General features: G+C 63.9%; 24 protein-coding genes. 11 read left to right on the forward strand and 13 right to left on the reverse strand.

What is annotated here, in order from left to right; all coding sequences use genetic code 11:
- Positions 1-18: 18 nt before the first annotated feature.
- Genes hisI through INS93_RS03375 form a run of 6 tightly spaced genes read left to right on the forward strand, consistent with a single transcriptional unit; the run spans position 19 to position 2,848 of the window.
- Positions 19-417: a phosphoribosyl-AMP cyclohydrolase gene (gene hisI, locus INS93_RS03350; RefSeq protein ID WP_192980293.1), complete on the forward strand. Its 399-nt coding sequence runs from the start codon at positions 19-21 to the stop codon at positions 415-417.
- The gene (locus INS93_RS03355; protein WP_003458971.1) at positions 410-745 is read left to right on the forward strand and encodes a phosphoribosyl-ATP diphosphatase; all 336 of its coding nucleotides are present in this window, start codon (positions 410-412) and stop codon (positions 743-745) included. The genes hisI and INS93_RS03355 overlap by 8 nt, the downstream gene beginning before the upstream one ends.
- 23 nt (positions 746-768) lie before the next feature.
- Positions 769-1,002, forward strand: coding sequence for a twin-arginine translocase TatA/TatE family subunit (gene tatA / locus INS93_RS03360; RefSeq protein ID WP_011920744.1), 234 nt, complete (start codon positions 769-771; stop codon positions 1,000-1,002).
- Between the two features lie 3 nt (positions 1,003-1,005).
- The gene (tatB, locus tag INS93_RS03365) at positions 1,006-1,350 is read left to right on the forward strand and encodes a Sec-independent protein translocase protein TatB (protein ID WP_192980294.1); all 345 of its coding nucleotides are present in this window, start codon (positions 1,006-1,008) and stop codon (positions 1,348-1,350) included.
- Positions 1,347-2,141 (forward strand): twin-arginine translocase subunit TatC, encoded by a 795-nt coding sequence (gene tatC / locus INS93_RS03370; RefSeq protein WP_192980295.1) that lies wholly within the window; start codon positions 1,347-1,349, stop codon positions 2,139-2,141. The genes tatB and tatC overlap by 4 nt, the downstream gene beginning before the upstream one ends.
- Positions 2,138-2,848: a 16S rRNA (uracil(1498)-N(3))-methyltransferase gene (locus INS93_RS03375; protein WP_192980296.1), complete on the forward strand. Its 711-nt coding sequence runs from the start codon at positions 2,138-2,140 to the stop codon at positions 2,846-2,848. Before tatC ends, INS93_RS03375 begins: the two co-directional genes overlap by 4 nt.
- A gap of 159 nt (positions 2,849-3,007) precedes the next feature.
- Here the strand turns inward: INS93_RS03375 and dtd are convergent, their stop codons facing one another.
- On the reverse strand, positions 3,008-3,445 hold the full coding sequence (gene dtd / locus INS93_RS03380) for a D-aminoacyl-tRNA deacylase (RefSeq protein ID WP_192980297.1): 438 nt from the start codon (positions 3,443-3,445) through the stop codon (positions 3,008-3,010).
- Positions 3,442-4,413: a prolyl aminopeptidase gene (pip, locus tag INS93_RS03385; RefSeq protein ID WP_160019077.1), complete on the reverse strand. Its 972-nt coding sequence runs from the start codon at positions 4,411-4,413 to the stop codon at positions 3,442-3,444. Before pip ends, dtd begins: the two co-directional genes overlap by 4 nt.
- 78 nt (positions 4,414-4,491) lie before the next feature.
- Between pip and INS93_RS03390 the strand changes: the two genes are divergently transcribed.
- On the forward strand, positions 4,492-4,929 hold the full coding sequence (locus INS93_RS03390; protein WP_169970003.1) for a hypothetical protein: 438 nt from the start codon (positions 4,492-4,494) through the stop codon (positions 4,927-4,929).
- A 147-nt stretch (positions 4,930-5,076) separates the two neighbouring features.
- Here the strand turns inward: INS93_RS03390 and INS93_RS03395 are convergent, their stop codons facing one another.
- The 7 genes from INS93_RS03395 to INS93_RS03425 all read right to left on the reverse strand — a co-directional run bounded on the left by INS93_RS03395 (position 5,077) and on the right by INS93_RS03425 (position 14,401).
- A complete protein-coding gene (locus tag INS93_RS03395; protein ID WP_192980298.1) occupies positions 5,077-5,619 on the reverse strand; it encodes a lipocalin family protein in 543 nt (180 codons plus the stop codon).
- Between the two features lie 12 nt (positions 5,620-5,631).
- Positions 5,632-5,883 (reverse strand): outer membrane protein assembly factor BamE domain-containing protein, encoded by a 252-nt coding sequence (gene bamE, locus INS93_RS03400; RefSeq protein ID WP_160019074.1) that lies wholly within the window; start codon positions 5,881-5,883, stop codon positions 5,632-5,634.
- Positions 5,884-5,952: 69 nt separating this feature from the next.
- Complete coding sequence (locus tag INS93_RS03405; RefSeq protein WP_192980299.1) at positions 5,953-6,552, reverse strand: DUF924 family protein; 600 nt, start codon at positions 6,550-6,552, stop codon at positions 5,953-5,955.
- The gene (locus INS93_RS03410; protein WP_192980300.1) at positions 6,552-7,559 is read right to left on the reverse strand and encodes a class 1 fructose-bisphosphatase; all 1,008 of its coding nucleotides are present in this window, start codon (positions 7,557-7,559) and stop codon (positions 6,552-6,554) included. Before INS93_RS03410 ends, INS93_RS03405 begins: the two co-directional genes overlap by 1 nt.
- A 35-nt stretch (positions 7,560-7,594) precedes the next feature.
- Positions 7,595-9,295 carry a histidine kinase N-terminal 7TM domain-containing protein gene (locus tag INS93_RS03415; protein WP_192980301.1) on the reverse strand — a complete coding sequence of 567 codons (1,701 nt, stop codon included), beginning with the start codon at positions 9,293-9,295 and terminating at the stop codon, positions 7,595-7,597.
- Positions 9,296-9,473: 178 nt separating this feature from the next.
- On the reverse strand, positions 9,474-10,817 hold the full coding sequence (locus tag INS93_RS03420; protein ID WP_192980302.1) for a DUF3999 domain-containing protein: 1,344 nt from the start codon (positions 10,815-10,817) through the stop codon (positions 9,474-9,476).
- A complete protein-coding gene (locus tag INS93_RS03425; RefSeq protein WP_192980303.1) occupies positions 10,814-14,401 on the reverse strand; it encodes a DUF2339 domain-containing protein in 3,588 nt (1,195 codons plus the stop codon). Before INS93_RS03425 ends, INS93_RS03420 begins: the two co-directional genes overlap by 4 nt.
- Positions 14,402-14,664: 263 nt before the next feature.
- On the opposite strand from INS93_RS03425, the gene INS93_RS03430 reads away from it, so the two are divergent.
- On the forward strand, positions 14,665-15,060 hold the full coding sequence (locus tag INS93_RS03430) for a YkgJ family cysteine cluster protein (protein ID WP_192980304.1): 396 nt from the start codon (positions 14,665-14,667) through the stop codon (positions 15,058-15,060).
- A 27-nt stretch (positions 15,061-15,087) separates the two neighbouring features.
- On the opposite strand, the gene INS93_RS03435 is transcribed toward INS93_RS03430, so the two are convergent.
- The 4 genes from INS93_RS03435 to choX form a co-directional block, all read right to left on the reverse strand.
- The gene (locus INS93_RS03435) at positions 15,088-15,570 is read right to left on the reverse strand and encodes a thioesterase family protein (RefSeq protein WP_192980305.1); all 483 of its coding nucleotides are present in this window, start codon (positions 15,568-15,570) and stop codon (positions 15,088-15,090) included.
- 114 nt (positions 15,571-15,684) lie between these two features.
- On the reverse strand, positions 15,685-16,650 hold the full coding sequence (locus tag INS93_RS03440) for an L-carnitine dehydrogenase (protein ID WP_192980306.1): 966 nt from the start codon (positions 16,648-16,650) through the stop codon (positions 15,685-15,687).
- 143 nt (positions 16,651-16,793) lie between these two features.
- Complete coding sequence (locus tag INS93_RS03445; protein ID WP_192980307.1) at positions 16,794-17,681, reverse strand: 3-keto-5-aminohexanoate cleavage protein; 888 nt, start codon at positions 17,679-17,681, stop codon at positions 16,794-16,796.
- A 100-nt stretch (positions 17,682-17,781) separates the two neighbouring features.
- Positions 17,782-18,714 carry a choline ABC transporter substrate-binding protein gene (gene choX / locus INS93_RS03450; RefSeq protein ID WP_192980308.1) on the reverse strand — a complete coding sequence of 311 codons (933 nt, stop codon included), beginning with the start codon at positions 18,712-18,714 and terminating at the stop codon, positions 17,782-17,784.
- 302 nt (positions 18,715-19,016) lie between these two features.
- Here choX and INS93_RS03455 point away from each other — a divergent pair, with 302 nt between their 5' ends.
- The 3 genes from INS93_RS03455 (at position 19,017) to INS93_RS03465 (ending at position 22,092) form a co-directional block, all read left to right on the forward strand.
- Positions 19,017-19,964: a GlxA family transcriptional regulator gene (locus INS93_RS03455; protein WP_192980426.1), complete on the forward strand. Its 948-nt coding sequence runs from the start codon at positions 19,017-19,019 to the stop codon at positions 19,962-19,964.
- Between the two features lie 464 nt (positions 19,965-20,428).
- Complete coding sequence (locus INS93_RS03460; protein ID WP_192980309.1) at positions 20,429-21,406, forward strand: dipeptidase; 978 nt, start codon at positions 20,429-20,431, stop codon at positions 21,404-21,406.
- 155 nt (positions 21,407-21,561) lie between these two features.
- Positions 21,562-22,092: a DUF5943 domain-containing protein gene (locus INS93_RS03465; RefSeq protein WP_192980310.1), complete on the forward strand. Its 531-nt coding sequence runs from the start codon at positions 21,562-21,564 to the stop codon at positions 22,090-22,092.
- The last annotated feature ends 74 nt before the right edge of the window (positions 22,093-22,166 follow it).

Here is a 22,166-nt window from a genome sequence, read left to right on the forward strand (position 1 = left end):
AACAGACACGGAATACCGATGAACGATTGGCTCGATGAAATCCACTGGAACGAAGACGGCCTGGTGCCGGCCATCGCCCAGGACCACCAGAGCGGCCGCATCCTGATGATGGCCTGGATGAACCGCGAATCCCTCGCCCTCACCGCCCTCGAACAACGCGCCATCTACTGGTCGCGCTCGCGTGGCAAGCTGTGGCGCAAGGGTGAGGAATCCGGCCATGTGCAAAAACTGCACGAGCTGCGGCTGGATTGCGACGCCGATGTCATCGTGCTGATGGTCGAACAGCTGGGCGGCATCGCTTGCCACACCGGTCGCGAAAGCTGCTTCTATCGGGTATACGAGAATGGCGGCTGGAAAACCGTCGACGCGGTGCTGAAAGATCCGCACGCCATCTATGCAGGACACAGCCATGAGTGACACCCTGAGCCGCCTGGCCGAGGTGCTGGAATCGCGCAAGGGCGCAGCAGCCGACAGCTCCTACGTCGCCAGCCTGTATCACAAGGGTCTGAACAAGATTCTGGAAAAGGTCGGCGAGGAATCGGTGGAAACCATCCTCGCCGCCAAGGACGCCGCCGCCAGCGGTGACTGCAAGGACCTGATCTACGAAACCGCCGACCTGTGGTTCCATAGCCTGGTCATGCTCGCCGCCCTCGGCCAGCATCCCCAGGCTGTACTGGATGAACTGGATCGCCGTTTCGGCCTCTCCGGCCACGCGGAAAAAGCCGCGCGACCGCAATCCGAATAAACCTTCATTACGGAGTACATATCATGGGTTTTGGCGGTATCAGCATCTGGCAACTCCTGATCATCCTGCTCATCGTGGTCATGTTGTTCGGCACCAAGCGCCTGAAGAGCCTGGGCTCGGACCTGGGCGACGCGATCAAGGGCTTCCGTAAATCGATGGACAATGGCGAAGCCGAGAAACCGGCAGTCGAAGAGCCCAAGGGCCAGACCATCGACGCCCAGGCACGCAAGGTCGAAGAGCCAGCGAAGAAAGACTAAGCCATGTTCGACATCGGTTTTACCGAACTGCTGCTGGTCGGTCTGGTGGCCCTGGTGGTGCTCGGCCCTGAGCGCCTGCCAGGTGCCGTGCGTACGGCCAGCCTGTGGATCGGCCGGATCAAGCGCAGCTTCAACTCGATCAAGGCCGAGGTAGAGCGCGAGATCGGCGCCGACGAGATTCGCCGTCAGTTGCATAACGAGCGGATTCTCGAACTCGAGCGGGAAATGCAGGCGATGAAGCAGGACATTCTCGGCACCGGCAAAAGCGACGATCCGCCAGTTGAGAACAGCGCCAAATCGACTGCCGACACGGCCCCGAGCGTTCAGGACAAGAATCCCCAGCCATGAGCAATAATCCACAAGCCGACCAGGAAATGCCTCTGGTCTCGCACCTGGCCGAGCTGCGTACTCGCCTGTTGCGCTGTGTAGTGATCATCCTGCTGATCTTCGCCGGCCTGTTCTACTTCGCTCAGGATATCTACGCCCTGGTCGCTGCGCCGTTACGCGCCTATCTGCCAGAAGGCGCGACGATGATCGCCACAGGGGTCGCCTCGCCGTTCCTGACGCCCTTCAAGCTGACCCTGATGTGTGCGTTGTTTCTCGGCATGCCGGTGATCCTGCACCAGATCTGGGGCTTCATCGCACCGGGGCTGTACACCCATGAGCGGCGTATCGCGGTGCCGCTGCTGATTTCGAGTATTTTCCTGTTCTATGCCGGTATGGCCTTCGCCTACTTCGTGGTGTTCCCGATCATGTTCGGCTTCTTCGCCAGCGTGACCCCGGAAGGCGTGGCGATGATGACCGACATCGGCCAGTACCTTGATTTCGTCCTGACGCTGTTCTTCGCCTTTGGCGTGGCCTTCGAAATCCCTATCGCTACCTTCCTGGTTATCTGGGTAGGTCTGGTCGACGTAGCGACGCTGCGCAAGAGCCGACCCTACGTGATAGTTGGCTGCTTCGTGGTCGGCATGGTGCTGACGCCGCCGGACGTGTTCTCGCAGACCCTGTTGGCCGTGCCGATGTGGCTACTGTTCGAAGCCGGCGTGCTGGCTGGCGCGCTGGTCAAGCGCAAGCGCGACCAGGAACAGAGCGAAGAAGAAGCCAAGCCCGAAGACCAACCTCCCGCACCCCTGCCGTGAATCTGCTGCTGCTGGAAGACGCCGACTTCATCGACGGCGATCGGGTACACCTCAGTGGCAGGCGCCTGAAACATCTGCATGACGTGCATCGCGCCGAAACCGGTGACCGCCTGCGCGTCGGTCGCCTTGGCGGGTTGATGGGCGACGGCCGACTGATCGCCCTGGATGCCGAATATGCCGAGCTGCAAGTCAGTCTCGAGCAACCGCCACCGGCCAAGCTCGCGCTGACCCTGATCCTCGCCCTGCCCCGCCCGAAGATGCTCAAGCGCGTGCTGCAGACGGTCAGCGCCATGGGCGTGGCGCGCCTGGTACTGGTCAACAGCTATCGCGTGGAGAAGAGTTTCTGGCAGACGCCGTTTCTCGAGGCCGAGGCCATTCGCGAACAGCTGATCCTTGGCCTGGAGCAGGCACGCGACACGGTGCTGCCCGAGGTGAGCATCGAGAAACGCTTCAAGCCCTTCGTCGAGGATCGCCTACCGGCCCTGGCAGCGGGAACGCTTGGCCTGACCGGCCACCCCGGTGATTACCCGGCCTGCCCGCGTGCCGTCGGGCAGCCCGTGACCCTGGCCATCGGCCCGGAAGGCGGCTGGATTCCCTACGAAGTCGAGCTGCTGCGCGAAGCCGCAGGCCTGCAACCGGTGCAGCTTGGCGAGCGCATTCTGCGGGTGGAGACGGCAGTGCCGGCGTTGCTGGCCAGGCTGTTCTGAGGCCTTGGGCGGTGGACAAGCTTCGCGTTGCCCACCCTACGCACTGACTGGTAGTTGCGGCTAAAGCCTCTCCCACAACAACGTGGGAGGGGCTTCAGCGCTGTAGGGCGGACTCAGGAGCGCCAGCGAACAGTCCGCCAAGCACGCCATACAGATGACTCACACCTCCAACAGGAAGGTAACCGGCCCATCGTTGACCAGGTGCACCTGCATATTGGCGCCGAAGCGTCCGGTGGCGACCTGCGGATGCTGGGCCTTGGCCATTTCGACCAGAGCATCGAACAATGCAGCGCCTTGGACAGGTGGCGCGGCGCTGGAGAAGCTGGGGCGCATACCACTTTTGGTGTCGGCTGCCAGGGTGAACTGCGACACCAACAATAGCCCGCCTTGCACGTCCGTCAGCGAGCGGTTCATCTTGCCCGCTTCGTCACTGAACACCCGATAGTTCAACAACTTGTGCAAAGCACGGGACAGGCTGGTCTGATCATCCTGCGGCTCGATGCCAACCAGTGCCAGCAGGCCCTGATCGATGCTGCCCACCACCTCGCCTTCGACCTCGACCCTTGCTGCGCTGACGCGCTGGATCAGCAGCTTCATGCATCCTCCGGCGGCAGGTCGAGCAGGCGCCGGGCCATCTGTTCGGCTGCGCGGATCAGCGCGTCGGTAATACCGGGTTCCGCCGCCGAGTGGCCGGCGTCACGGATGATCTGCAGCTCGCTGTTGGGCCAGGCCTGATGCAGCGCCCAGGCGTTATCCAGCGGGCAGATGGCATCGTAGCGCCCATGTACGATGATACCCGGCAAGTGAGCGATCTTCGGTATGTCACGGAGCAGCTGGTTGGGTTCGAGGAAAGCGTCATTGACGAAGTAGTGGCACTCGATACGGGCAATGGACAGTGCCCGATGTGCCTCGCTGAAACGATCGACTACCTGAGTATTGGGACGCAGGGTGGCGGTGCGGCCTTCCCAGGTCGACCAGGCCTTGGCTGCATGCATCTGGGCAATCTGGTCGGCACCCGTCAGGCGTTTGTAGAAGGCCCGCATCAGATCGCCACGCTCCTCGACCGGGATGGGCGCCACGTAATCCTCCCAGTAATCGGGGAACAGACGACTGGCACCCTCCTGATAGAACCAGCTGAACTCCTGCGGCCGACACAGGAAGATGCCGCGCAGAATCAGCCCATGCACGCGCTGCGGATGCGCCTGTGCATAAGCCAACGCCAGGGTCGAGCCCCAGGAGCCACCGAACAGCACGAACTTGTCGATACCCAGGTGCTCACGAATACGCTCGATATCGGCGATCAACGCCTGGGTGGTGTTGTTTTCCAGGCTCGCGTGCGGCGTCGAACGGCCACAGCCACGCTGGTCGAAGGTGACGATGCGATACAGGGCAGGATCGAAGTAACGGCGGCTGGCTGAATCGCAGCCTGCACCTGGGCCGCCATGGATGAACAGTACCGGCAACCCGTCCGCAGAGCCGCTCTCGTCGATGTACAGCACGTGCGGTTGCTCGACCGCCAGTTCATGGCGCGCGTAGGGTTTGATCTCCGGGTACAAAGTCTGCATGGTTGGCTCCTGTTGGCTGGGCTACAACTGCCGTGTTCCACTCTGCCCGGCATCATAACCATGAAAAGGAAGTTCAGCATGTCGATGCGTCATCTGGCTTGGTCGCTGTTTATGTCCTTCACCCTCCTGCTCGCCGGCTGCGGCGGTCGCGACGATCCACAGGCTGCTCTGGAGGCGGCCGTTCAGCAGTTGCAGGACAACATCGAGGCCAAGAGCACCGGTGCGGTGCTGGAGCAGTTGCATGGCGACTTCCTGGCCCGCCAGGAACTCGACCGTGAGTGGGCCAAGCGCACCATGACCCTGCTGTTCCTGCGCCACAAGAACATCAAGGTCATCGCGCTGGGCAAGAACAGCTGGATCGACTCGGCGATCAGCAGCAAGGGCTATACCGAAGCCCAGGTCGGCCTGAGCGGCGCCGAGGGGTTGATCCCCGACAGCGCGCGGCACTACTCGGTGAAGCTGGAATGGTGGCTCGACGGTGACGGATGGAAACTGGCGCGCCTGGACTGGGAGTGACGACGTAGCCCGCCTGCCTGCGTAGGAGCCGGCTTGCCGGCGATCCCCCGATGTTCACCATCCGGTCTGATCGCGAGCAAGCTCGCTCCTACAGGGGAGCGGCCCTAACGCACCCAGTTATGTAGCCGATGCAATCCGGGCTATAGGCTAGTCAGCCTGGCGCCAGATCAGGTCTGACGTGACGTAGCCCTGCTCGCGCGCGACGCTGAGCAGCTTGTCGCGGGTTTCCTGATCCACCTCCGGGGTGCGTGACAGCAGCCACAGGTACTTGTGCTCCGGGTGACCGACCAGCGCCACGCGATAGTCCTCGTCGTGGTAGATCACCCAGTAGTCGCCCTTGATCGGCAGCAGCTTGCTGGCCCAGTTGTCGAAGCGCACCCACAGCTTGTCGGTTTGCCCTTCGACCTGAGGCTCGGCCATACCCTTGGCCTCGACCCACTCACCGTCCTTGTCGCGGCAGCGGTTGGTCACGTCGATGCGGCCATCGTCACGCAGGCCGTAGTGTGCCTCCGATTGCACGCAGTTGCGCTGGAAGAACATGGGCAGACGTGCCAGTTCGTACCAGGTGCCCTGGTAGCGCTGCAGGTCGACCTGCATGGTCTGCGGTGGCGGTTTGGAGATGCTGCCGGTACCAGAGTTGGCACAGCCCGCAAGGGCGAGAATGGTGCTGGCGATTAGGATCGAACGCATGGAAGCTCCTGTTTACTTGAGTCCCTTGCCGGAGAACAGCATGACCTTGTCCCCGGCGTACTGGACACTGATATAGGCCTTGTCGTCACCCCAGGTGCAGCTGGTCACCCCCAGAGCGCCCGCACACTCGCCCGGCGCACCGAGCAGGCTTTCCACTTCCTGCTTGCTCATGCCCGCCTTGAGCTTGGAATAGTTGTCCTGATTGATCTTGCTGCAGGCGGCGAGCAGACAGCAGGCGAGCAACGCGACGATACGCATCGACATGGATGAAGCTCCTGATGGGAAGGTGCCAGCAAGCTTGGCATAGCCGGCGATGACTTGCCCGCTTGGAGTTCAGAAACGCGAGCCGGGTTCCCGCAGGAAGACTTGCTCTTCGTCAGTGGAGGCACGACCCAGAATCGCGTTGCGATGAGGAAAGCGACCGAAACGGGCAATCACCCGCTGATGACGCTCGGCGAAATCGAGGAAGTCGGCGAACAAAGGCCGCTCAGCGGCAGCGGCTTCGTTCAGCAGATCAGCAAACAGTTCGACCGCGCGGTCCTGCAACGACAGATCTTCGGCGTGCTCGAAGACCAGATAGGCAAAGACGCGCTGGATCGGCGTCAGCCTGCGATCCCAGCCGCGATCCAGGCCATCGCGCAACAGCGGGCGGGCCAGGCTGTCGCCGGCAAAGGCCCGCGGCGTATCGCGAAAGATCATACGCGGCAGCTGATCGAGCAGGATCAGCTGCGCCAGCCAACCTTGCGGGTCGCCCGTCCAACCCTGCAGCTCGCCAGCCAGTGCCTTCTCGACCAGGGCACCGAAGCGCACCTCAGCCTCACGATCCTGGCTATCACGCTTGCCGAACCATAACCCCTGGCGCGCTGCCGCGACTTCGGTAGCGCTGCCGTCGGCACCAAACCACCAGTCGAGCAGCGGCTGCCAGACGTGCATCAGCTGCGGTGGTAGGCAGTGATACGCAGCACTTCTTCCTTGGAGCCAAGGTAGACCGGTACGCGCTGGTGCAGGGAAGTGGGCTGGATATCGAGAATACGCTGGCTACCGTCGGTGGCTGCACCACCGGCCTGTTCGATGATCATCGACATCGGGTTGGCCTCGTACATCAGACGCAGCTTGCCCGGCTTGTCCGGCTCACGGGCATCACGCGGGTACATGAACACGCCGCCACGGGTGAGAATGCGGTGCACATCGGCCACCATCGAAGCGATCCAGCGCATGTTGTAGTTGCGCCCCAGCGGTCCGGTTTCACCGGCCAGCAACTCGGAGACATAACGCTGTACCGGGGCTTCCCAGTGGCGCTGGTTGGACATGTTGATGGCGAATTCCTTGGTGGACTCCGGCACCTTGATGTTGTCATGGGTGAGCACGAAGCTGCCCAGTTCACGATCCAGGGTGAAGCCCTTCACGCCATCGCCGAGGGTCAGCATCAGCATGGTCTGCGGGCCATAGATGGCGTAGCCGGCCGCGACCTGCTGAGTACCCGGCTGGAGGAAGGCCTCTTCGCCCAGATCACCGGTTTCACCGTTACGTTCAGGGCTGCGCAGCACCGAGAAGATGGTGCCGACCGAGACGTTGACGTCGATGTTGCTGGAGCCATCCAGCGGGTCGAATACCAACAGATAAGCGCCTTTCGGGTACTTGCCGGGGATCTGGTAGGCGTTGTCCATTTCCTCGGACGCCATGCCGGCCAGGTGACCGCCCCACTCGTTGGCTTCGAGCAGAATCTCGTTGGAAATCACGTCGAGCTTCTTCTGCACTTCGCCCTGCACGTTCTCGCTGTCCAGGCTACCCAGTACGCCGCCGAGGGCGCCCTTGGAGACCTGGTGGCTGATCGCCTTGCAGGCCCGCGCCACGACTTCGATAAGAAAACGCAGGTCGGCCGGGGTGTTGTGGCTGCGAGTCTGCTCGATCAGGTAGCGGCTCAGGGTGACGCGGGACATGGACGGCTCCGGAAAGGGGAAAAATCGCGCGCAGTTTAACCCGAGTCGCCGCGCAATGCTGCCTGCCGGGATGGATGGCTGAGATCGGCGCCTGCCAACTGCCCGCAAACGCGATTGCGCCCGTCGCGTTTGGCCTGATAAAGCGCGGCGTCGGCAGCCTGCAGCAGCTCGTCGAGTGCCTGCCCCTGCTCAGGCCAATGGGCCAGCCCGGCAGACAGGGTCACACGCTGGTCGCCGCCACGGGTGGCGACATCGCGAGTCGCCAGTTGCGCGCAGATGCTTTGCAGACGTTCGCTGGCCTCGCGCGGATCGGCGCCCGGCAGGATCAGCAGAAACTCTTCGCCACCGATACGAAACACCGCATCGGTACTGCGCAGGTTATCCAGCAGGTGCTGCGCGACGGCCTTGAGTACGTCGTCGCCGACCAGGTGGCCGCATTCGTCGTTGAGGCGCTTGAAGTGATCGAGATCGATCAGGGCCAGCGCCAATGGCAGGTTCTCGCGCTGCGCCCTGGCTAGTTCGCGCTCGAAGAACTCATCCAGATAACGGCGGTTGTAAAGCCCGGTCAGCGGATCACACAGGGCCTGCTCGCGCAGTTGCTCGTGCAGGCTGGAGATGGTGCGCAGACGCTCCTCACTCAGCGCCAGCGCTTCGGCCAGCTTGAGTTCACTGAGGTGGCGCTGGGTCACGTCACGGATGTAGAGCATGTGGCCCAGCAGGGTCGGACCATGGCGGCTGGCGCGCTGGATGGCGCGCACGCGCACCTCGTAGTAGCGCGCGGCACTGGTCAGTGTCAGCGGCAGGTCCTGCTCGTGGCCGTTGTGTTCTTGCAGCGACTGCTGCAGATCGGCACCGAAAACCGGCCACTGCCCCAACTCGGTGCCTTGCCATCCCGCTTGCAGGCCTGCCAGTTTCAGCGCCGCCGGGTTGGCCTCGATCACCCGTCCACGAGGGTCGATCACCAGCACCGGATCGAGCAAGGCTTCGAGCAGCAGATGACGGGCCACCGGCAACAGGTCGAACAGACGCACCCCGACGATCAACCAGGAGAACGCCATCAGCGTGAACGCGAAACTGAAGGGCGTCGGGTCGAAGCCGAACAGCGTCCAGCCGAACCCCACATAGCCGATATTGGCCACCCAGGGCACTGCGGTGACCAGCACGAAGGCCAGATAATGGCGGCGATGCAATCCCTGGCTCAGCGCGGCGGCACGCGTCACTACGCCCATGCAGAAGGCCATGAACAGGTAGACGTAGACGGCGGTGGCGTAGAACAGCGGGCCATGCTCGTAGCGCACCGGCGCACCCAGGCTGGCGTCGACCGGCGCACTACCGGCCCCGTAGAACAGACCATGCCAGGGGTTGCTCAGCGCCAGCCCCCAGACCAGCAGCGGCACCAGGCTCAACCCGAGGATGCTGCTGCGTGCCAGAGGCGCGCGCATGCTGTTGACGTATTGCCAGAGGAAGACGGCCCAGAACGTGGGCGTGGAAACGATGCCGGGCCAGGCCATGCTGGCCCAGAACATCTTGCAGTCGGCACTGAGGAAGGTCATTTCCAGCGCAGCAGCCACCATCCACCAGAGGCTGGCCAGATGCAGCAGGATGAAACTGTCACGTCCGGGAAAGTCGCGCTGGCGGGTCACCCAGTGCGCCAGCAGGATCACGCCGAGGCACACCAGCAGCGTCACCAGCACCGGCGCCGAGAAACTCCAGCCGGAAGCCATGCAGGCCTGCATCAGCGACTCCTCCGCATTCCCGACGAAGCAGTGCGTGAGTCGCATGCGCAAGCGACGCGAGGCGACTGGACAATGACGCGAATCGAAATACGCAAGGGCCTTCCTGACCTTCCATGCTGGATTGGCGCGGGGTGACTAAGATACTGCAAAAGCCCTGCCGCTTGTTGGTCCATGCCGCTCAGGCGTCTGGCGGGCGACGCAGCACACTGGCGGCCATCGCGGCCAGCAACCCAACTCCCACCAGCAGTACAGCCCAGAGTCCCCAACGCTGCCAGTCCTGACTGGAGCCGGCTTGGGATTCGACCGAAGCGGCAAGCGGCTCAGCCAATTCGGCACGACCAAGATTGGCGAGTCTTTCCGCCTGATAGCCGGGGATCAATGTGTGCAGCGGCAATGCTGCCGACTGTGCATTCGGGTTACCCAGCGCCAGCCGATAAGGCGGCTCGCCACGGGCGAGAAATACCAGTTGCGTCGCGCGCACTGCGACCTGCATGCGTGGCACATCCACGCCCAGGCCGCCGCCACGCGCATCCACCTGCATACGCAGCTGTCGCACCGGCCAACCGGGCAGCGTCAACTCATCGTTCACCACTTCGCGCCCAGCCTCGGGCAGGCGATAGAGAACCCCGTTGACCAGCTGACGCCAGGCGCCCTGATCACTGCTGCGCGCCTCGAAACGCAGTGGCGCCAGCGTGTTGCTCTGTTCCAGTTCGACCCGCAGTCGCTCCAGAGGCAACGACAAGGGCAGCTGCCATTGGTAATGCCCGTCAGCGTTGGCCTGCGCCGCCATGGGCTCGGACCACACCAGAGGCGCCGCCTGATGAGCCTGGCGCTGACTGCGCAGGGTAACGGCCTGCAGTTGCGGGGCCTGGGCAGGGCTGCGCCACAGCAGGCGCAGATAACGGGCACGCTGGCCGGGCAGTTCGACCTGGCGCTGATCGATGCGCTCGTCGGCGAAGCTCAGGCGCGCCACCTGCCCTTCCCCCCAACTGCGCCAGTGCTGCAGGTCATCACTGGCTTCGATGCTGAAACGCTGAAAGCCGTCTTCGGCTCCGCTCCAGTCCAGGCTCAGACGCACCAGCGGCGCGTCGATGGCGCTGGCGTCGAGCAACCAGCCCCGCAGTTGCTGCTCGCTTTCGGCCGGCGCCTCGCCGCGCAGCTCGATCAGCGTGCCAGTGGTGCTGCGTTCGACGCGTAGCGCGGGCATCTCCTGGGCATCGACGCGGCCCCTCAACGGGAACCCGTTTACGCCATGCTCCTGTTCGTGCTGCACGCTCTCGCTGCGCCCCGGAATCAGCGCATAGGCCTGCATCTGGCCATTGCTGTCGAATACGCGCAGATCACGCAAATCGCCATGCCCGGCGGCGAGGTGAGCGGCGAAGGGCAGCTCAAGGCGATACCAGGGCTCCTCGCCGGCTAGTTGCAGGGCAGCGCCATGCCGATAGTCATGAGGTTTCTCACTGGCCTGGCTGAGCGCACTCAGCGACACCCCCAGGAGCAGACACCAACGAACGAGCTTCATACGGCAGACTCCTGTTCGTCAGCAGCCGACTCTTGCGCCTTGCGCGGCGGTAGCGGGGCGAAATAGCCCACCACCAACAGCAGCACACCGACGCCGATGAACGAGACGATGCGCTCCAGGCCGCCACGGTTGCCCAGCTCGACGAAGAACAACTTGGCCACTACCAGGGCGATCAGTGCGGCGCCGACCAGCCACAGTTCACGACGCGCGCGCAAATGGCCGAACAGCATCAGCGCCAGGGCGATCAGCGTCCAGACGATGGACCAGCCAGCCTGCACCAGCATCGAGTCGAACAGTGCCGACGTCTGCCAGGGCACGCCACCCCAGTGGTGCGCGGTACGCATCACCATCACCGTCAGCAGGGCGAACAGCGAAACACCTGCCACGCCCTGCACCAGCGGCAGCGCCCGCACCGGCGCCAGGCCGAAGCGCGGCAGGGCATCGCGCGCCCAAACGAACAGCGCGCCCAGACACAGCAGCAAACCCAACTCCAGTGGGTTGAACAGCGGCAGATACGGCAGCGGATCACTATCTCCGGCGCTATTGGCGTTGGCCAGCCAGAACCAGGCGAGCATCAATGCGGCCAGAGGCGCCGCCGCCCACAGCCGGTACTCGCGCTCGAAGCTGGCCACCGGCCAGGGCAGGCGGCGTGCCTGCGCCATCGCCCACAGATAGGCGGTCGGCAGCAGCGCCCAACCCAGCCAACGCCAGGCGTTGTAGTGATCGGACAGGCTCAGCAGCAGATAACGCAGCTCCAGCGCCAGCACGCCGAGCAGCAGCCAGCAACCGAGCACATGGGCGACGCTGGCCGCCGTGGATGGCAGCAGCTCGTGCAACCGGCGCAGGACAAGCAGGTGCACTGCGATCACGGCAGCCCAGCCCACCCAGCCGAAGTGCGCGGCTGGATGGTAGAAGGAATGCCAGGCATGGATCAGGATCAACCCTGCCACCGGCGCCAGCAGGCTGCACAGCGTGGCCAACTCGCTCCAGCGGGTGCGCAACGCCAGCAGCATCCAGATCAGAGCCGACAGCGCTGCCACTACCAGCAACACGCTGGTCTGCATATCTACAGTCACGAAGCGCATCACTTCACTGGCCAGAGCCAAGGCCCACCAGGCGGCGCCCCAGGCCAGCAGCAACTGGCCCAGACGCTGCAGACTGACCCCATCGAGGCCGGTGTCCCGCCCGCTGTGCGCCAGACCGTGCAGGCGCCAGGCGCCAATCTGTGCAGCCAGGCCAAGCACGGCGGGCGTCCAGAAACCGGTGTGCGCCAGCGGCGACAGGCCTTCGCCACTGATGCCCGACAGCAGTAACGGCCCGGCCGCGAGGAAGGCCAGACCGGCGAAGACCTGCAGCGCCAGGCTGAACAGGAAAGCCGCGCGCTGCCGCAGGTAGAGCGCCAGCCACAGAATCAGCAACCCCGTCCCGCCCCACACTGCCGCAGCCGCCACCCAGGGCAGCACGAACAGCACCGCCAGATTGATGAACACCAGCCCAACCAGCATGACCATCGACAATACGCCGAGCAGGCGACGGTTCTCGCGGATCTGCGGATCACGTGCCGCCAGCAGCATGCCGGCGATCAGCCCCAGACCGACCATCGACGCCGCCAGCAGGCCGAACCAACCGGTGCTGAAACCACCACGCCCGAACAGCGAATCCAGCGCCATCTGCCCGAGGAACAGCAAGCCGCCGAGCAACTGGATGGCGAAGGCGCTGTAGACGAAGCTTGGCGCGGCGATACGCAGGCCGACGAACAGGGTCGCCAGCCCGGCCAGCGCCCAGGCGATGGCCGTACCCGGCGCAGCGAACAGCAGTGGCGCAATCAGATAGATGAATGCCAACCCGGCCAGGCCCAACCAGGGCAGCAGGCGATTTTCCCAGACGCTGGCCGCTTCGGGCATCGAGCGAAATTGCCAGTAGCTGAAGAGCAGCGCCGCACCGAGCATCAGCGCGCCCAACGGCGAGCCGTCGAGCAAGCTGCCGTAACCATGGTCCAGACCGCTGACGAACGCCAACGCCGCGCCCACCTGCAGCAACAGCGCGAACGCACGCGCCAGCGGCCGCCCCTGACGCAGGCCCAACCAGAAGATGCCGGCGCCTTCCACGGCCCAGGCCGCTGCCGTCCAGCGCGCATCCAGGCCGAGCGGAATGGCCAGGCTGGCGAACACCACGCCGAGCGCCAGGCAGGTTTCCACCAGCAACAGTGCGCGGTCGCCAGCACGCGCCTTGAGCACCCGTGCCAGTAATAGATAGAACAGGCCCAGACCCAGGGCGCTGAAGGCCGCAGCGAACTCGATATGTCGCACCAATGCGACTTGCAGACCGAAGCCGATCAGCGGCGGACCGAACAACGTGGTGGCATCGACGTAGTCGCCACGGCGCAGGGACCAGCGCAGCAATTCGTCACGCGCCTCAGGCGCATCCGCTGCATCGCGCAGGGTGCGGCGGGCGAATAACAGGCCGATGGCCACGTACATCAGGAAGAACAGGATCAAAAATGGCTGAGTGCTGCCCAGCAGTTCCGGCGTGTAGGAACGCAGCCCCCACGCGAAACCGATGCCGAAGGTGCCGACGAAGCCGATCAGGTTGAGCAGGCGCCAGGCCTTGAACCAGGCGATGGCGAAGATGCCGGCATTGAGCAGGGCGAAGTAGGAAAACAGCGCGACATGATTGCCGCTACCGGTGGAAGTGAGGATTGGCGCAGCGAAGCCGCCCAGCGCCGCAGCAGCTGCCAGGCCAAGCGCGTTCTGCTGCACGGCAAGGATGGCCGAGAACAGCGTCACCGCCACCAGCAGGCCGAGGGCCATGCCTGGGTCCAACAGCGGATGCAGGCGCATGGCAGCGAATACCGTCAGATACAGCACAGCGATGCCGGTGCCCTGCAGCACCAAGGCGTAATTGCGATTGCGTCGGCGCAACCACCAACCCAGGCCGAGCAACGCCAGTGCACTGGCCGCAACGCCCATGTAGCGCAGCTCTACCGGCACCTCGACACCTTCGGTGGCGTAACGCAGGAGGAAGGCCAGACCAAGGAACAGCAGCACCACGCCAACCCGCAGTACGGTGTTACCGCCAAACAGCCAGGCCTTGGCGGCAGCGATACCACGCTCAATCAGATTCGGCTCGCGCGGCGGTTGCTCGCGCCAGGGGCTTTGTTGCGGTGCCGGTTGGGGCTGGTGAGCGACCTGAGCGGCCAGTGGCGCAGGTTCTGCGACAGGCTGCGATGTTTCGATTTCAGGCAGCGGATCAAGTGTCCAGTCCAGTTCGGGCTGCGATTCTTCGGCAGCGCCCGGCTCGGGCACTGGGCTGGAGACGGGTTCGACGGAGGCCGGTTCCGGCTCGCTGCGCTCTCCCTGCTCGACCCTGACCAGGCGCTCGTGGATGGCGCGAGTTCCACTATCGAAGCGTTCGGCGAAGTCCTTGAGCTGCGCAGCCAGTTGCGCGTTACGCGTCTCCAGCCCCTGCAGACGCAGCGCCTGACCCAGACTGAGGCCGATCAACCCGCCCAGAAGCGCACCCGTGACCGATTCGCTGGCGCCCACACCGAGCACCAAACCGACCAGCATGAAGATCCATTGCATGCGTTATGTCCCAACCCTGAGAAAGAGGTCGCCTCGCGTTCCTAGCAGGCCGCCCGAGACGAGCCACAGTATAGGAGTCGCGCCGACCCACACCCATAGAGACGACTGCCAAGCTGTTCACAGGCACAACGGAAAACGATCAGCCGCCAGCCGGTGCTTCACAAACGCCCCGCGCCCGCTATTATCGCCGCCCCCGTGACCGTAGGGCGGACTCGGGAGCGAAGCGAACAGTCCGCCGCACAAGACAGGCCTACCCGAGCATCATGATGAAGCCCCGCCTGATAGCCGCTGCAGAAATCGACCGCCTGGAAACCTGGGCCAAATACACCAGCGACATGTGCCACAGCTGCATGTCCACCTGCTGCACCATGCCCGTTGAGGTGCGCCTGAACGACCTGATCCGCCTGGAGCTGGTGGACGAGTTCGAGCGCAGCGAGCCGCCGAAGAATATCGCCAAGCGCTTGCAGAAGGACGGCATCGTCGAGCGCTTCAACCAGAAGTCGGGCATCTTCACCCTGATCCGCATGTCCAACAACGACTGCCTGTTCCTCGACCGCAAGACGCGCCTGTGCACGGTCTACGAGAAGCGCCCGGACACCTGCCGTCACCACCCCAAGGTCGGCCCACGGCCGGGCTATTGCGCGTATAAGCCGAAGTAGGGCTGGTCCCGCGGGAATTGGCCCCTTCTACGAAGCCCGGCGCAGGCCGATAACACGCCCGACACAGGCAGGGCGTTGCAGGTTCTGCTGTTCGGCAGCCAGGTGCGCCACCCGCTCGGCCACCTGTTCGTCGAACAGCGCCGCACGGCCAACGGCACTGTCGATATTCATCAGCATCTGTTCGCTTTCCGCCAGGCTGGCGTCTTCGCCCGGCCGATAAAGGCCATGGTGGATATGCAAGCGCTTGGCGTCGTGCGCCAGCAGTTGCGTGCGCACCTCGACCTCTTCGCCCTCCTTCACCTCCGCCAGGAAGTTGAGATGGCACTCCAGGGTGTACAGGGTGTGCCCGGTGCGGGCGCGACCCGCTTCGTCGAGGCCCAGCACGTCCATTAGCGCATCGGTGGCGTGGCTGAAGATCAGCAGATAGAAGGCATCGCGCAGGTGGCCGTTGTAGTCGACCCAGTCGCGGGAGATAGTGGTTTGGTAGCTGGTCATCGGCTTGACTGGCATGCATGCGACTCCTGAAGTGCCCCTCTCCCCCAGCCCCTCTCCCGCAAGCGGGAGAGGGGCGCCAGACAGACGGTTGGCCGTAGGGTGCGCCGTGCGCACCGGGAATGACTCGGTTTACTCGGCGAACTCGAAGCCATGCCTGGCCTTGGTCTGGCGGATCGCCTCCAGCACCGCCAGCAGGCAATCATCGCGATAGCGCTCCAGCGCATCCAGGCTGCGTTCGCCTTGCTGCTCGGCGGTGCCTTCGACCACGGCATCGATCAACCCCTCGGTCAGTTCCGGCGCCTCCAGATAGGTCCAGGGCAGCTTCAGCGCCGGGCCGAACTGAGCCATGAAGTGGCGCATGCCGGCCGGGCCACCAGCCAGGGTGTAGGTCAGAAAGCTGCCCATGAACGACCAGCGCAGGCCGGCACCGAAGCGGATCGCGTCGTCGATTTCGCCGGTAGTGGCCACCCCGTCGTTGACCAGGTGCAGCGCCTCGCGCCATAGCGCTTCGAGCAGACGGTCGGCGATAAATCCTGGGACTTCCTTGCGCACGTGCAGCGGGCGCATACCCAGCGACTCGTACACGCCGATCGCTGCCTGCACTGCCTCGGGCGCCGTCTTCGCACCGCCCACCACTTCCACCAACGGCAGCAGATAAACCGGGTTGAAGGGATGACCGACCACGCAGCGCTCAGGATGTGCGGCGTCTGCATAGAACTCACTGGGCAGCAGACCCGAGGTGCTGGAACCGATCAGTACATCCGGACGCGCCGCAGCGCTGATCTTCGCGTGCAGCTCGCACTTGAGGTCGAGGCGTTCGGGCGCGCTTTCCTGGATGAAGTCGGCATCGCGCACGCAGTCTTCGATGCTATCGACGAAACGCAGACGATTCAGCGAAGCGCCAGGTGCCAGGCCCTGCTTTTCCAGCGCCGGCCAGGCGTTGGCCAGACGCGTGCGCAGCGCAGCCTCGGCGCCAGGCGCCGGGTCCCAGGCGATCACGTCGAGGCCATGGGCCAGGGCGCGGGCGATCCAGCCGGCGCCGATGACGCCGGTGCCAAGGGCGGCGAAGGTCTTGATGTCGGTGACGAAGGTCATGGTGGGTTCCTTGCGGGTGTAGCCCGGATGCAATCCGGGGGTGGCAGGTGAAATTTCCCCGGATTGCATCCGGGCTGTCGCGGCTAAAGCCCCTCCCACAAGAGCAGCGCAAACCTGTGGGACGGGCCGGGCGACGTTGCGCTCTAGCCGCGACGCTTGAGCTTCATCTTCTCGCGCCCTTCGGCCGGGCTCAGGGCACGTCCGCCGAGGCGTTCGATGATCTCGATGGCGCGCTCGACCAGTTGGCCGTTGCTCGCATGCACGCCACGGTCCAGCCAGATGTTGTCCTCCAGCCCTACCCGCACGTGGCCGCCGAGCAGCATGGCCTGGGCGACCATGGGCATCTGCATGCGGCCGATGCCAAAGCCGGCCCAGGTGATGCCCGGCGGCAGGTTGTCGGCCATGGCCTTCATGGTCGTGGTGTCGGCCGGCGCGCCCCAGGGAATGCCCAGGCACAGCTGGATCAGCGGGTCGTCCAGCAGCCCTTCCTTGATCATCTGCTTGGCGAACCACAGGTGGCCGGTGTCGAAGATTTCCAGCTCGGCCTTCACGCCCAGTTCTGTGATGCGCTTGGCGCCGGCACGCAGTTGCGCCGGGGTGGAGACGTAGATGAAGTCGCCGTCGCCGAAATTCAGGGTGCCGCAGTCCAGGGTGCAGATTTCCGGTAGCAACTCCTCGACATGCGCCAGGCGGGTGATCGGCCCGACCAGATCGGTACCGGCACCGAACTCCAGCGGCTGCTCGCCCCGGCCGATCTCCAGATCACCGCCCATGCCAGCGGTGAGGTTGATGATCACGTCGGTGTCGCTTTCGCGGATGCGCTCGACCAATTCGCGGTACAGCGCCACGTCGCGGCTTGGCTTGCCGGTCTGCGGGTCGCGCACATGGCAATGGGCGACGGTGGCGCCGGCCTTGGCCGCCTCGATGGCGGCGGCAGCGATCTCCTTGGGGGTGACCGGGATCGCCGGGTGCTTGCCGACGGTGTCGCCAGCGCCGGTCACCGCGCAGGTGACGATAACCTCGTAGTTCATTTTCGACTGTCCTTTCCAGGGGCGAACGAGTGCCGACGGCAGGGCCGCAGGCGTTTTGCAAGTAAGGGGAATCGGCGCCGGCTCACCCGGCGCCCAGGTATCAGTTGCCGGCAACCAGCGCGGCGTTGGCGGGTTTGCCGTCCAACGTGGTGACGCCCTCGAGCCAGGCCTCGACCACCTGCGGATTGGCCTTGATCCAGTCACGCGCTACCTGTGCAGGCTGCTTGCGATCCATGATCGGCTGCATCAGCTCGGCTTCCTGCGCACTGGTGAAGCGCAGGCTGGTCAGCAGCCGGTTGGCGTTGGGGCAGCGTTCGGCGTAATCCGGCGCGGTAACGGTGGACACCGTGGCGGCACCGTCATTGGGGCCGAACACGTCTTCGGTACCGGTCAGATAGGTGATCTGCATCGACAGGTTCATCGGGTGCGGTTTCCAGCCGAAGAACACCACCGGTTTCTCGTTACGCGCAGCGCGGCCGACGGCGGCGAGCATGCCAGCCTCGCTGGACTCCACCAATTTGAAGCCGCCCAGGCCGAACTGGTTGGAGTCGATCATCTTCTGGATCGCCGTATTGGCGCCGGAGCCGGCCTCGATGCCGTAGATCTTGCCGTCCAGCTCGTCCTTGAATTTGGCAATGTCGGCCAGGGTCTTGAGCCCCTTGTCAGCGGTGTAGCTGGGCACGGCGAGCACGGCCACGGCGTCATCCAGCGACGGCTCTGCCGCGACCTTGACCGCACCGGCATCGAGGAAGGGCTTGATGTTGTCGTCCATGATCGGCTTCCAGTAACCGAGGAAGGCGTCGATCTGCCCTTTCTGGATACCGGCAAAGATGATCTGTTGCGACGCCTGGGTCTGCTTGGTTTCGTAGCCGAGGCCGTGCAGCAGCTCGCTGGCGACGGCAGTGGTGGCGACCACGTCGGTCCAGCCGACGGCGCCGATGCGAACGTTCTTGCAACTGGCGTCGTCGGCCAGCAGGGAGGTACTGAACAGGCTCAGGGTGCAGCACGCGGCCAGCGCGGTAAGACCTTTCATCTGGGTGCTCCTCATCGTGTCACAGCGGTTCTATTTCGTTTTTCTAGAGGCCTGCCAGCGGACAGAACCCCCACCGTGCTCGGGGAATCTCGTCTCCCGATGAATGCACCTTACGCTTCGACTTAACGCCAAACTCACACTTGAGCGACTATTCATTGACCTATACCGACTTTCTGCTTGTATGAAAGCCATGCTGGCCCATTAATCTTTCGACATGCCCGTAGCCCGGATGCAATCCGGGAGTCCGACCCCGGATTGCATCCGGGCTACCTGCCACCTCCGATACCGGCGCCATGAGCTGTATGCCCCAGACCTTCTGCTTCCTGCTGCTGCCCGGCTTTTCGATGATGGGCCTGATGTCCGCCATCGAGCCGCTGCGCGTGGCCAATCGCTTTCGCGGCGAGCTGTATCGCTGGCGCCTGCTCAGCCAGGACGGCAATGCCGTGCAGGCCAGCAACGGCATGTCGCTCAACGTCGACGACAGCCTGGAACTGCCAGGGGAAAGTCGAGCACTGTTCGTTGTCGCCGGTTTCGAGCCGCTGGCCCATTACGACCACACTCTGGCGCATTGGCTGCAACGCCGCGAACCCGAGTTGGCCGTGCTCGGCGGTATCGACACCGGCAGCTTCGTGCTGGCCGAGGCCGGGCTGTTCCAGCATCAGCGTCTGACCCTGCACTGGGAAGCCATCGACGCCTTCCGTGAGCGCTACCCGGCGTTGCTGGTCACCCAGGAGCTGTTCGAGATCGATGGCAAACGCATCACCAGCGCCGGTGGCACCAGCAGCCTCGACCTGATGCTCGGCCTGATCGGCCAGGAACACGGCGAGCCGTTGGCGGTGCAGGTGTCCGAGCAGTTTGTGGTCAGCCGCATCCGCACCCGCCTGGATCACCAGCGCATGCAGGTGGCCAGCCGTTACGACCTGCACAACAAGAAGCTGGTGCGGGTAATAGGCGAGATGGAGCGTCAGTGCGAGCAGCCTCTGCCCAGCGAAACGCTGGCCGAGCGGGTCGGCATCACCGTGCGTCAGTTGGAGCGCCTGTTCCGTCATCATCTGGAGACCACGCCGTCGGCCTTCTATCTGGGCCTGCGCCTGGACAAGGCGCGCCAGCTATTGCGCCAGAGCGATCTCAGCGTGCTGGAGGTGAGCCTGGCCTGCGGCTTCGATTCAGCCTCGTACTTCTCGCGTTGTTACCGCAAGCGCTTCGCCGCCAGCCCCAGCCAGGATCGCCACGAGCGACCAGGCAGCTAGCAGGCTGTTGAAAAACTACCTGCGTTGCCATTGCTGCGTTAAAAACAGGCTGGAACGCCAGCCCGGTCAAATGCTCATTTACAACTCGTAAAGTCGAGCGCGACTCCGACCGTTTTTCGCCTGTTTTTGTGGGGCCACCATCGGTATTGCACTGGCTGCCTCGGCTCGGGCTTCCTGCTTCGCTCTACCTCCTGCATCCATGCAGTCGTCGCCTACGTTTTTCAACGGCCTGCTACGCCAACCCTAGCCCGGATGCAATCCGGGGCCAGGCGCCACAGATTCCCCGGCTTGCATCCGGGCTACGCGCAATAGGCGAAACGATGACATATCCGTTCGCGACCTCGGCTTGACGCTTTCGGCAAACCCCCAGTCGTTTTTGCACCGGGTCGCCCTGCCCCCCAGGGATAAGCTCTCCCCAAAGCGCCGACGACCGACTCGGCGCATACGTTTAGGGGACAAGCCTGATGAGCCCAGCCGAATTGCACGCCGACAGCATCGTCATCGACGGTCTGATCATCGCCAAGTGGAATCGCGACCTGTTCGAGGACATGCGCAAGGGCGGCTTGACCGCAGCCAACTGCACGGTGTCCGTGTGGGAAGGTTTCCAGGCCACGGTGAACAACATCGTTGCCAGCAACAATCTGATTCGCGACAACAGCGACCTGGTCATGCCGGTGCGCACCACCGCCGACATCCGCAAGGCCAAAGAGCAGGGCAAGACCGGCATCCTCTACGGTTTCCAGAACGCCCACGCCTTCGAGGACCAGATCGGCTACGTCGAGGTGTTCAAGCAGCTCGGCGTGGGCATCGTGCAGCTGTGCTACAACACCCAGAACCTGGTCGGCACCGGCTGCTACGAGCGCGACGGCGGCCTGTCCGGCTTCGGCCGCGAGATCGTCGCCGAGATGAACCGCGTCGGCATCATGTGCGACCTGTCCCACGTCGGCTCCAAGACCAGCGAGGAAGTCATCCTCGAATCGAAGAAACCAGTCTGCTACTCCCACTGCCTGCCTTCCGGCCTGAAAGAACACCCACGCAACAAGTCCGATGAAGAACTGAAGTTCATCGCCAACCACGGCGGCTTCGTCGGCGTGACCATGTTCGCGCCGTTCCTGGCCAAGGGCATCGACTCGACCATCGACGACTACGCCGAAGCCATCGAGTACGTGATGAACCTGGTCGGCGAAGACGCCATCGGCATCGGCACCGACTTCACTCAGGGCCACGGCCAGGACTTCTTCGAGTACCTGACTCACGACAAGGGCTACGCCCGGCGCCTGACCAACTTCGGCAAGATCGTCAACCCGCTGGGCATCCGCACCGTGGGCGAGTTCCCCAATCTGACCGAAACGCTACTCAAGCGAGGCATGTCCGAGCGCGTGGTGCGCAAGGTCATGGGCGAGAACTGGGTGCGCGTATTGAAGGACGTCTGGGGCGAGTAAGCCTTTTTAACTGCCCCTCTGATCATTCCCACGCTCAGCGTGGGAATGCAGCCCGTGACGCTCTGCGTCACAGAAGCGGACGCAGAGCATCCAATGAGGCGTTACCACGCAAAGCGTGGGAACGATCAGACAACGAATTCTGGAGCTGAAAACACATGGCCACCCACGCCCCCGAAATGCCTATCGCCGTCGACGACGAAACCGGCGTCTGGACCACAGACGCCCTGCCGATGCTCTACGTGCCGCGACATTTCTTCGTCAACAACCACATGGGCATCGAGGAAGTGCTCGGCGCCGACAAATACGCCGAGATCCTCTACAAGGCCGGCTACAAGTCCGCCTGGCACTGGTGCGAGAAGGAAGCCGAGTGCCACGGTATCTCGGGCGCTGCGGTGTTCGAGCACTACATGAAACGTCTGTCGCAGCGCGGCTGGGGCCTGTTCGAAACGCAGAAGCTCGACCTGGAAACCGGCCATGCCGAGGTCAAGCTCAAGCATTCGGCCTTCGTCTACGTGTACGGCAAGGTCAATCGAAAAGTCGACTACATGTTCACCGGCTGGTTCTCCGGTGCCATCGACCAGATCCTGGCCGCCAAGGGCAGCCCGATCCGCACGGTCACCGTGCAGCAATACAGCGGCGCCGAAGACGACCACGACGACGGCCTGTTCGTCACCCGGCCACTCTGAGTCACCCATAAGAAATCCGTGGGGGCGGCCAGCGCCTCCCACAACGCTAGAGCGCTTACCGTGAGGATGCCGTA

The organism is Pseudomonas sp. EggHat1 (genome assembly GCF_014892995.1).
Taxonomy (GTDB): Bacteria; Pseudomonadota; Gammaproteobacteria; order Pseudomonadales; family Pseudomonadaceae; genus Aquipseudomonas; species Aquipseudomonas chaetocerotis.

Excerpts from the sequence above, each read along its gene's own strand:
- hisI (WP_192980293.1), top strand. The coding sequence starts at position 19 with ATGAACGATTGGCTCGATGAAATCCACTGGAACGAAGACGGCCTGGTG.
- INS93_RS03355 (WP_003458971.1), top strand. The coding sequence starts at position 410 with ATGAGTGACACCCTGAGCCGCCTGGCCGAGGTGCTGGAATCGCGCAAG.
- tatA (WP_011920744.1), top strand. The coding sequence starts at position 769 with ATGGGTTTTGGCGGTATCAGCATCTGGCAACTCCTGATCATCCTGCTC.
- tatB (WP_192980294.1), top strand. The coding sequence starts at position 1,006 with ATGTTCGACATCGGTTTTACCGAACTGCTGCTGGTCGGTCTGGTGGCC.
- tatC (WP_192980295.1), top strand. The coding sequence starts at position 1,347 with ATGAGCAATAATCCACAAGCCGACCAGGAAATGCCTCTGGTCTCGCAC.
- dtd (WP_192980297.1), bottom strand. The coding sequence starts at position 3,445 with ATGAAGCTGCTGATCCAGCGCGTCAGCGCAGCAAGGGTCGAGGTCGAA.
- pip (WP_160019077.1), bottom strand. The coding sequence starts at position 4,413 with ATGCAGACTTTGTACCCGGAGATCAAACCCTACGCGCGCCATGAACTG.
- INS93_RS03390 (WP_169970003.1), top strand. The coding sequence starts at position 4,492 with ATGTCGATGCGTCATCTGGCTTGGTCGCTGTTTATGTCCTTCACCCTC.
- INS93_RS03395 (WP_192980298.1), bottom strand. The coding sequence starts at position 5,619 with ATGCGTTCGATCCTAATCGCCAGCACCATTCTCGCCCTTGCGGGCTGT.
- bamE (WP_160019074.1), bottom strand. The coding sequence starts at position 5,883 with ATGTCGATGCGTATCGTCGCGTTGCTCGCCTGCTGTCTGCTCGCCGCC.
- INS93_RS03405 (WP_192980299.1), bottom strand. The coding sequence starts at position 6,552 with ATGCACGTCTGGCAGCCGCTGCTCGACTGGTGGTTTGGTGCCGACGGC.
- INS93_RS03410 (WP_192980300.1), bottom strand. The coding sequence starts at position 7,559 with ATGTCCCGCGTCACCCTGAGCCGCTACCTGATCGAGCAGACTCGCAGC.
- INS93_RS03415 (WP_192980301.1), bottom strand. The coding sequence starts at position 9,295 with ATGCAGGCCTGCATGGCTTCCGGCTGGAGTTTCTCGGCGCCGGTGCTG.
- INS93_RS03420 (WP_192980302.1), bottom strand. The coding sequence starts at position 10,817 with ATGAAGCTCGTTCGTTGGTGTCTGCTCCTGGGGGTGTCGCTGAGTGCG.
- INS93_RS03425 (WP_192980303.1), bottom strand. The coding sequence starts at position 14,401 with ATGCAATGGATCTTCATGCTGGTCGGTTTGGTGCTCGGTGTGGGCGCC.
- INS93_RS03430 (WP_192980304.1), top strand. The coding sequence starts at position 14,665 with ATGATGAAGCCCCGCCTGATAGCCGCTGCAGAAATCGACCGCCTGGAA.
- INS93_RS03435 (WP_192980305.1), bottom strand. The coding sequence starts at position 15,570 with ATGCCAGTCAAGCCGATGACCAGCTACCAAACCACTATCTCCCGCGAC.
- INS93_RS03440 (WP_192980306.1), bottom strand. The coding sequence starts at position 16,650 with ATGACCTTCGTCACCGACATCAAGACCTTCGCCGCCCTTGGCACCGGC.
- INS93_RS03445 (WP_192980307.1), bottom strand. The coding sequence starts at position 17,681 with ATGAACTACGAGGTTATCGTCACCTGCGCGGTGACCGGCGCTGGCGAC.
- choX (WP_192980308.1), bottom strand. The coding sequence starts at position 18,714 with ATGAAAGGTCTTACCGCGCTGGCCGCGTGCTGCACCCTGAGCCTGTTC.
- INS93_RS03455 (WP_192980426.1), top strand. The coding sequence starts at position 19,017 with ATGCCCCAGACCTTCTGCTTCCTGCTGCTGCCCGGCTTTTCGATGATG.
- INS93_RS03460 (WP_192980309.1), top strand. The coding sequence starts at position 20,429 with ATGAGCCCAGCCGAATTGCACGCCGACAGCATCGTCATCGACGGTCTG.
- INS93_RS03465 (WP_192980310.1), top strand. The coding sequence starts at position 21,562 with ATGGCCACCCACGCCCCCGAAATGCCTATCGCCGTCGACGACGAAACC.